The organism is Marinomonas foliarum, assembly GCF_003337275.1.
Classification (GTDB): Bacteria; Pseudomonadota; Gammaproteobacteria; order Pseudomonadales; family Marinomonadaceae; genus Marinomonas; species Marinomonas foliarum.
Window position 1 is genome coordinate 25583 of the sequence record NZ_QPJQ01000044.1, and the last position, 6157, is coordinate 31739.

The window sequence follows — 6157 nt, forward strand, 5'->3', positions numbered from 1 at the left end:
GTTAGTGTTTCTTGAAAGAGAGGTGCAAACAGCGTTTAAGTATCAGATGACGGTGAAAAAATCCCACCGTCATCATAATAAAAATAATTGGAGACCAGCATGATTTTCGAAGGACAAGCAATCAAGGTTGCAGTCGATGATGCCAGCGTGGCAACTGTCACTCTGGACTTGGTCGGCGAGTCGGTTAATAAATTCAACAGTGTAACCTTGAATGAATTGGCCGAAGCCGTTAATGCCCTTAAACACATTGACGATTTGCAAGGGGTTATTTTTGCAAGTGCGAAAGACGTATTTGTGGTTGGTGCTGACATAACTGAGTTCACCTCTTGGTTCAAACTTGAAGAAGAGGATTTAAGCGATAAGCTCCGTCATGCTCATAACATCTTCAACGACATTTCTAATTTATGTTGCCCAACAGTTGCTGCTATTAATGGCATTGCGCTTGGTGGCGGTATGGAATTGGCTTTGGCGTGTGATTATCGTGTTATGGCCACGACAGCAAAAATTGGTTTGCCGGAAACTCAGCTGGGCATTTACCCAGGTTGGGGTGGTACCGTTCGTCTTCCTCGTCTGATCGGTGCGGACAATGCCTGTGAATGGATTTGTGGTGGTGCTCAGAAACGCAGTGAAGACGCTTTTAAAGATGGTGCAGTTGATGCGGTTGTTCCTGCTGCGAAAGTGAACGAGTCCGCACGCCATCTTATTCAACAAGTGTTGGATGGTAAGCTAGATTATCATGCTCGTCGTGATGAATTACGCGCACCAATGATATTTACTCCTATTGAAAAAATGATGGTCTTCGAATCAGTCCGCGGTGTCGTTGGTGCCAAAGCGGGTAAGCATTATCCTGCGCCAATGGCGGCGATTAAAACCATTGAAAAAGGCATTAGCCAAGAGATGGAAAAAGCCCTTGATACAGAAATCAAAGGTTTTATCAAACTTGCCAAAGGCCCCGTGGCGAAATCTTTGGTTAACTTGTTTTTAAGCGATCAACAAATTAAGAAAACTGCAAGCAAATACGCGAAAAATGCGACGCCTGTGAAACAAGCCGCTGTATTAGGGGCTGGCATCATGGGTGGTGGTGTTGCCTATCAATCCGCATCAAAAGGCACACCGATCATCATGAAAGATATCCGCCCTGAAGCCCTAGAATTAGGCTTGAGTGAGGCGAATAAACTGTTCAATGGCCAAGTAGAGCGTGGACGCTTAACGACTGAAAAAGCGTTTAAAGCGATGAACGCAATTGTTCCAGCTTTGAGCTATGGCGAATTTGATCACGTTGACCTTGTGGTTGAAGCCGTTGTTGAAAACGTCAAAATCAAAAAATCAGTATTGGCTGAAGTAGAAAGTAAAATTGCCGATGACGCTATTTTGACCTCTAACACGTCAACCATCTCTATTACTGAATTGGCAAAAGATCTGAAACGCCCAGAAAATTTCTGTGGTATGCATTTCTTTAACCCAGTACATCGTATGCCTTTAGTTGAAGTTATTCGCGGTGAAAAAACCAGCGATGCGGCTATCGCTAAAACCGTTGCTTATGCCCAAGCGATGGGTAAAACACCGGTTGTGGTAAATGACTGCCCTGGATTCTTGGTAAACCGCGTATTGTTCCCTTATTTCGCTGGTTTTTCTTTGATGATGCAAGAAGGCGCGGATTTCCAAGTGGTTGATAAAACCATGGAGAAATTTGGCTGGCCGATGGGGCCTGCGTATTTGCTTGACGTAGTAGGTGTGGATACCGCATTCCATGCAGACCAAGTAATGGCTGAAGGCTTCCCAGATCGCATGAAGCATGAAGGCAAAAATGCCATAGATCGTTTGTTCGAACTAGAACGTTTTGGTCAGAAAAATGGCAAAGGTTTTTATACCTATGAGCCAGATCGTAAGGGCAAGCCGAAGAAAATTTTCAATGCTGAAATTAATGATTTGTTAGCGCCAGTCATTACGTCTAATTCTGAGTTAACAGAAGACGATATTGTCGCTCGAATGATGATTCCACTTTGTATTGAAACAGTTCGCTGTTTAGAGGAAAACATTGTTTCTTCTGCTGCAGAAGCGGATATGGGACTTATTTATGGTATTGGTTTCCCTCCATACCTTGGCGGTGCTTTGCACTACTTAGACCAAATGGGACTGCAGGCATTTTGTGATCTTGCAGACAAATACAGCCACTTAGGTAAGTTGTACGAGCCAACCGCAAAAATGCGTGACATGGCGAAGAACAACGAAACTTACTACGGCGCATAACTTCCCATAGGCTAGAGGAGAATTTCCATGAAACTGAATCCAAATGATGTCGTCATTATCGACGCTGTTCGCTCACCAATGGGTAAAACGAAAAATGGCGTGTTCCGAAATGTACGTGCAGAAAATTTATCGGCGGCACTAGTAAAAGAATTATTCAAACGTAACCCAAATGTGGATCAGAAAGACGTAGAAGACTTGATTTGGGGTTGTGTAAACCAAACCCTTGAGCAAGGTTTTAATATGGCGCGCGCAGTGTCTTTATTGGCTGGCTTGCCAATTACCACGGCGGCGCAAACTGTGAACCGCCTATGTGGCTCATCTATGTCAGCGATCCATACAGCGGCTCAAGCTATTATGACAGGCCAAGGTGATGTGTTTGTTGTTGGTGGTGTCGAGCACATGGGGCACGTCAATATGATGCACGGCGTAGATGTTAACCCTGCATTGTCTAAACATATGGCGAAAGCGTCCATGATGATGGGTGTTACAGCTGAAATGTTAGGCAAAATGCATGGCGTGAGCCGTGAAGACCAAGACGCTTTTGCTGTGCGTTCTCATCGCCTTGCGCATGAAGCGACGTTACAAGGTCGTTTCGATAATGAACTCGTTTCTATTGAAGGTCATGATGCCGACGGTAATAAGATCCTAGTGGAAGTGGACGAAGTGATTCGCCCAGAAACCTCTATGGAATCTTTGGCTGGGCTGAAGCCTGTGTTTATGCCAAAAGTCGGTACGGTAACAGCGGGAACATCTTCAGCTTTGTCTGATGGTGCATCAGCTATGTTGATGATGTCTGCGAAAAAAGCTGAAGAACTTGGCTTAACGCCTATTGCCAAAGTACGTAGCATGGCGGTGGCGGGTTGTGATCCTGCGATTATGGGCTACGGACCTGTGCCTGCGACTAAGAAAGCGCTTAAACGTGCTGGTTTGACTATTGCAGATATCGAGATTGTAGAGTTAAACGAAGCCTTTGCAGCTCAGTCTATTCCAGTGCTGAAAGATCTTGGCTTGCTTGATCAGGTTGACGATAAAGTGAACTTGAATGGTGGTGCGATTGCTCTTGGTCATCCGCTTGGCTGTTCAGGTACGCGGATTTCAACGACCTTGCTAAATGTGATGCGTGAAAAAGACGCAACCGTTGGCCTTGCTACTATGTGTATTGGCATGGGGCAGGGGATTGCGACTGTCTTTGAACGCGTGTAGATAGCGTTCAAGTACGCTCGTGACGTCGTTTAAGGGCTTTAATTAGTCTGAAATTATAATCTCTGTCTTTAGCCTCGCCATGTGCGGGGCTTTTTTTGCTCTGGTGTTTTTTATAATCTTGCCCGATGATAAGAACTATTAAATGGCGATAACTAAATAAGGATTGCTTTGTGAAAATAGCTGTATTGGATGATTATCAAAATAGCGTTAAAGACTTGGTGTGCTTTGATGTATTAAAGGGCCATGATGCACATGTTTTTAATGAAACCTTTCTTAGTGTTGAAGATTTGGTGGTCAATTTAAAAGATTTTGAGGCGTTGGTTTTGATACGCGAACGTACGGTTATTTCTGAAGACTTGCTCGCTAATTTGCCCAATTTAAAGCTGATTAGCCAAACAGGGAAAATCAGTAATCATATTGATGCCAAGCTTTGCCATAAATACGGTGTGGCTGTGGCAGAAGGTATTGGTTCACCGGTTGCTCCGTCCGAGTTGTGTTGGGGCTTGATTATGTCGGCAAGTCGACATATTCCCGAATATGTTTCTCAATTTTCACAAGGTCATTGGCAACAATCTGGAGCCCTAGGACTTGGCCGTGTATTAAGTGGATCGGTTTTGGGGATTTGGGGATACGGTAAAATCGGCCAACGTATCGCGCAATATGCGAAAGCCTTTGGTATGAAGGTGCTGGTTTGGGGTAGTGAAAGCTCCAGAGCGTTAGCGCAGGAGCATGGCTTTTCTGCAGCTGAATCTAAGGAGGATTTTTTTCAAACCGTGGATATTATTACTTTGCATTTGCGACTCAATGACGCAACTAAAGCCATTGTGACGCAAGCGGATTTGGCCTTGATGAAAGCGGATTCTTTGTTGGTAAATACTAGCCGTGCTGAGCTTATCGAAAGTGGTGCCCTGTATGCAGAAATGCTGGCTAACCCGAGTAAACGAGCGGCTGTTGATGTATTTGAAAGCGAGCCTGCTACAGTTGAGAATGAGCCTTTGTTGTCTTTGCCAAATGTGCTCTGCACACCGCATATTGGGTACGTTGAAAAAGCCAGTTATGAGATTTACTTCAAAATTGCTTTCGAAAATGTTGTGGCTTTTGCTGATGGTAAAGCGGAAAATTTGGTAGTAATTTCATAAATTTAAGCTCGATTAATGCTATCATTTCATTTGTTATTGGCCTGTTTGTTTAGGTACATTTTTAATCAACTGAAGTAATGAGTCATCATTACTTCAATGGATATTTTAAATCACATAGGATGTTTCATATGAAGATTTTTTCATCTGCACTGCTTGTTGCTGTGCCTGCCGTACTTTTTTCTAACCTGCTCGTTGCTCAAGAAACTTCTGAAGCACCTGTATGCGATGTAAAAGATATAACGTCTTTTTCTTACATGGAAAACCTTCCACCTAATAGTGATGTAGATGTTGGGGCGATATATAAAGCAAAAACAGACGAGCTTATTGCTTTTGGTAAAGAAAATAATTTAGAAGGCTTTCAAGTCATTAGCCAAGATGCTTCTTTTAGCCCTAACTGCTGTGGTAATTATGGATCACAAGTAAACATGAATTATACTGTGAGCTATAAGCCTAGCTATGATGCTTTTAACGCTTTCCGCAAGTTTGCTGGGGTGGGTGCTGTTTCGACTTACCGCGTAGGTATGGAAAGCTGTCCAACAGAGAAATAGATTTACCATCTTGCTCTTTAATCGTTTTCGTTTTCCTTTTCGTTAAAGAGCAAGAGGCTATTTGAGCCTTAATTACCTTTCAATATCTCATCTTCTGTAGTCCTAGACCTTAAAGTTCCCCACTTCATTATTAAGTGTTTTATACAAGTCCGTGATCTGTGTGGACTGTTCATTTATTAGAATAGAGACATCTTTAACGCCATCCGTTTGTTCTTTTAGTTGGACAAGGCTTTGGTTGATTCCATCAGATAGTGCCGCTTGCTCTAGAGTCGCTTGCGCAGTTTTCGAGGCCATTTTTTGTACTTTTTCGAATGAGGTATTGAGCGAGTCAAATATGGTGATTACTGTTTCAAAATTTGACGCTGTGTTATCAGCATTGCTACGGCTATTTTGAGTAGAAATCGAGGACTCTTTTACATTCATTTTAAGTTGCTCAATGATGGTTTCTATTTCATCTGTACTCTTCTGGGTTCGAGTGGCTAAGGTTCTTACTTCATCGGCAACGACGGCGAATCCTCGACCTTGTTCGCCAGCGCGGGCGGCTTCAATGGCGGCATTTAACGCAAGTAAGTTGGTCTGCTCGGCAATGTTCCTAATCACTTCAAGAACAGATGATATATTCTCTGAGCTTTTTTCGAGCTGATCGGCTCGTTTTAATGACTCTTCAATATCACTGATAAGACTAGATATGGCTTTATGAGAAGTATTTACAGCTTGAATCCCTTGTGCCGTTAATTGGCTAGAAGTAGTGGCTTCTGTTTCGGTGTCTTTTGCTACTTCTGCCATTTGTTGATTTGATAGGTTCATTTCTTGCCCAGCACTAATCATGGATGTTGAGGCATTAACCAGCGCATGAGTAATATTGTTGGTTGTGTCGGAGGCGTTTTTTAACTCTGTTGTCATGCTGCCAAGGGCGGAGGACTGAATCGCCACTAGTTCAGTAGACACTTCTCAATCATCTTTTCGAACAGTTTTTCATACTCAACAGGTGACAGCATATCATTGGCACTGTGGCGT

At 43.3% G+C, this 6157-nt stretch carries 5 protein-coding genes; 4 read left to right on the top strand and 1 reads right to left on the bottom strand.

Translation table 11 applies throughout. The features are described 5' to 3' along the window. Positions 1 to 99 precede the first annotated feature (99 nt). From fadB to DFP77_RS17670, 4 genes are all read left to right on the top strand, one after another. Positions 100 to 2250: a fatty acid oxidation complex subunit alpha FadB gene (fadB, locus tag DFP77_RS17655; RefSeq protein ID WP_114413529.1), complete on the top strand. Its 2151-nt coding sequence runs from the start codon at positions 100 to 102 to the stop codon at positions 2248 to 2250. A gap of 27 nt (positions 2251 to 2277) precedes the next feature. Further along, on the top strand, positions 2278 to 3453 hold the full coding sequence (gene fadA, locus DFP77_RS17660) for an acetyl-CoA C-acyltransferase FadA (RefSeq protein WP_114413530.1): 1176 nt from the start codon (positions 2278 to 2280) through the stop codon (positions 3451 to 3453). Between the two features lie 170 nt (positions 3454 to 3623). Next, complete coding sequence (locus DFP77_RS17665; RefSeq protein WP_114413531.1) at positions 3624 to 4592, top strand: D-2-hydroxyacid dehydrogenase family protein; 969 nt, start codon at positions 3624 to 3626, stop codon at positions 4590 to 4592. Between the two features lie 128 nt (positions 4593 to 4720). Further along, positions 4721 to 5140, top strand: coding sequence for a hypothetical protein (locus DFP77_RS17670; RefSeq protein ID WP_114413532.1), 420 nt, complete (start codon positions 4721 to 4723; stop codon positions 5138 to 5140). Positions 5141 to 5242: 102 nt separating this feature from the next. Here the strand turns inward: DFP77_RS17670 and DFP77_RS19585 are convergent, their stop codons facing one another. Continuing rightward, positions 5243 to 6088, bottom strand: a complete 846-nt coding sequence (locus tag DFP77_RS19585; RefSeq protein WP_258861206.1) for a methyl-accepting chemotaxis protein — start codon at positions 6086 to 6088, stop codon at positions 5243 to 5245. Between the last annotated feature and the right edge of the window lie 69 nt (positions 6089 to 6157).

What these genes read in the sequence shown, in the direction of transcription:
- fadB (WP_114413529.1), top strand. Translation starts at nt 100, where the DNA reads ATGATTTTCGAAGGACAAGCAATCAAGGTTGCAGTCGATGATGCCAGC.
- fadA (WP_114413530.1), top strand. Translation starts at nt 2,278, where the DNA reads ATGAAACTGAATCCAAATGATGTCGTCATTATCGACGCTGTTCGCTCA.
- DFP77_RS17670 (WP_114413532.1), top strand. Translation starts at nt 4,721, where the DNA reads ATGAAGATTTTTTCATCTGCACTGCTTGTTGCTGTGCCTGCCGTACTT.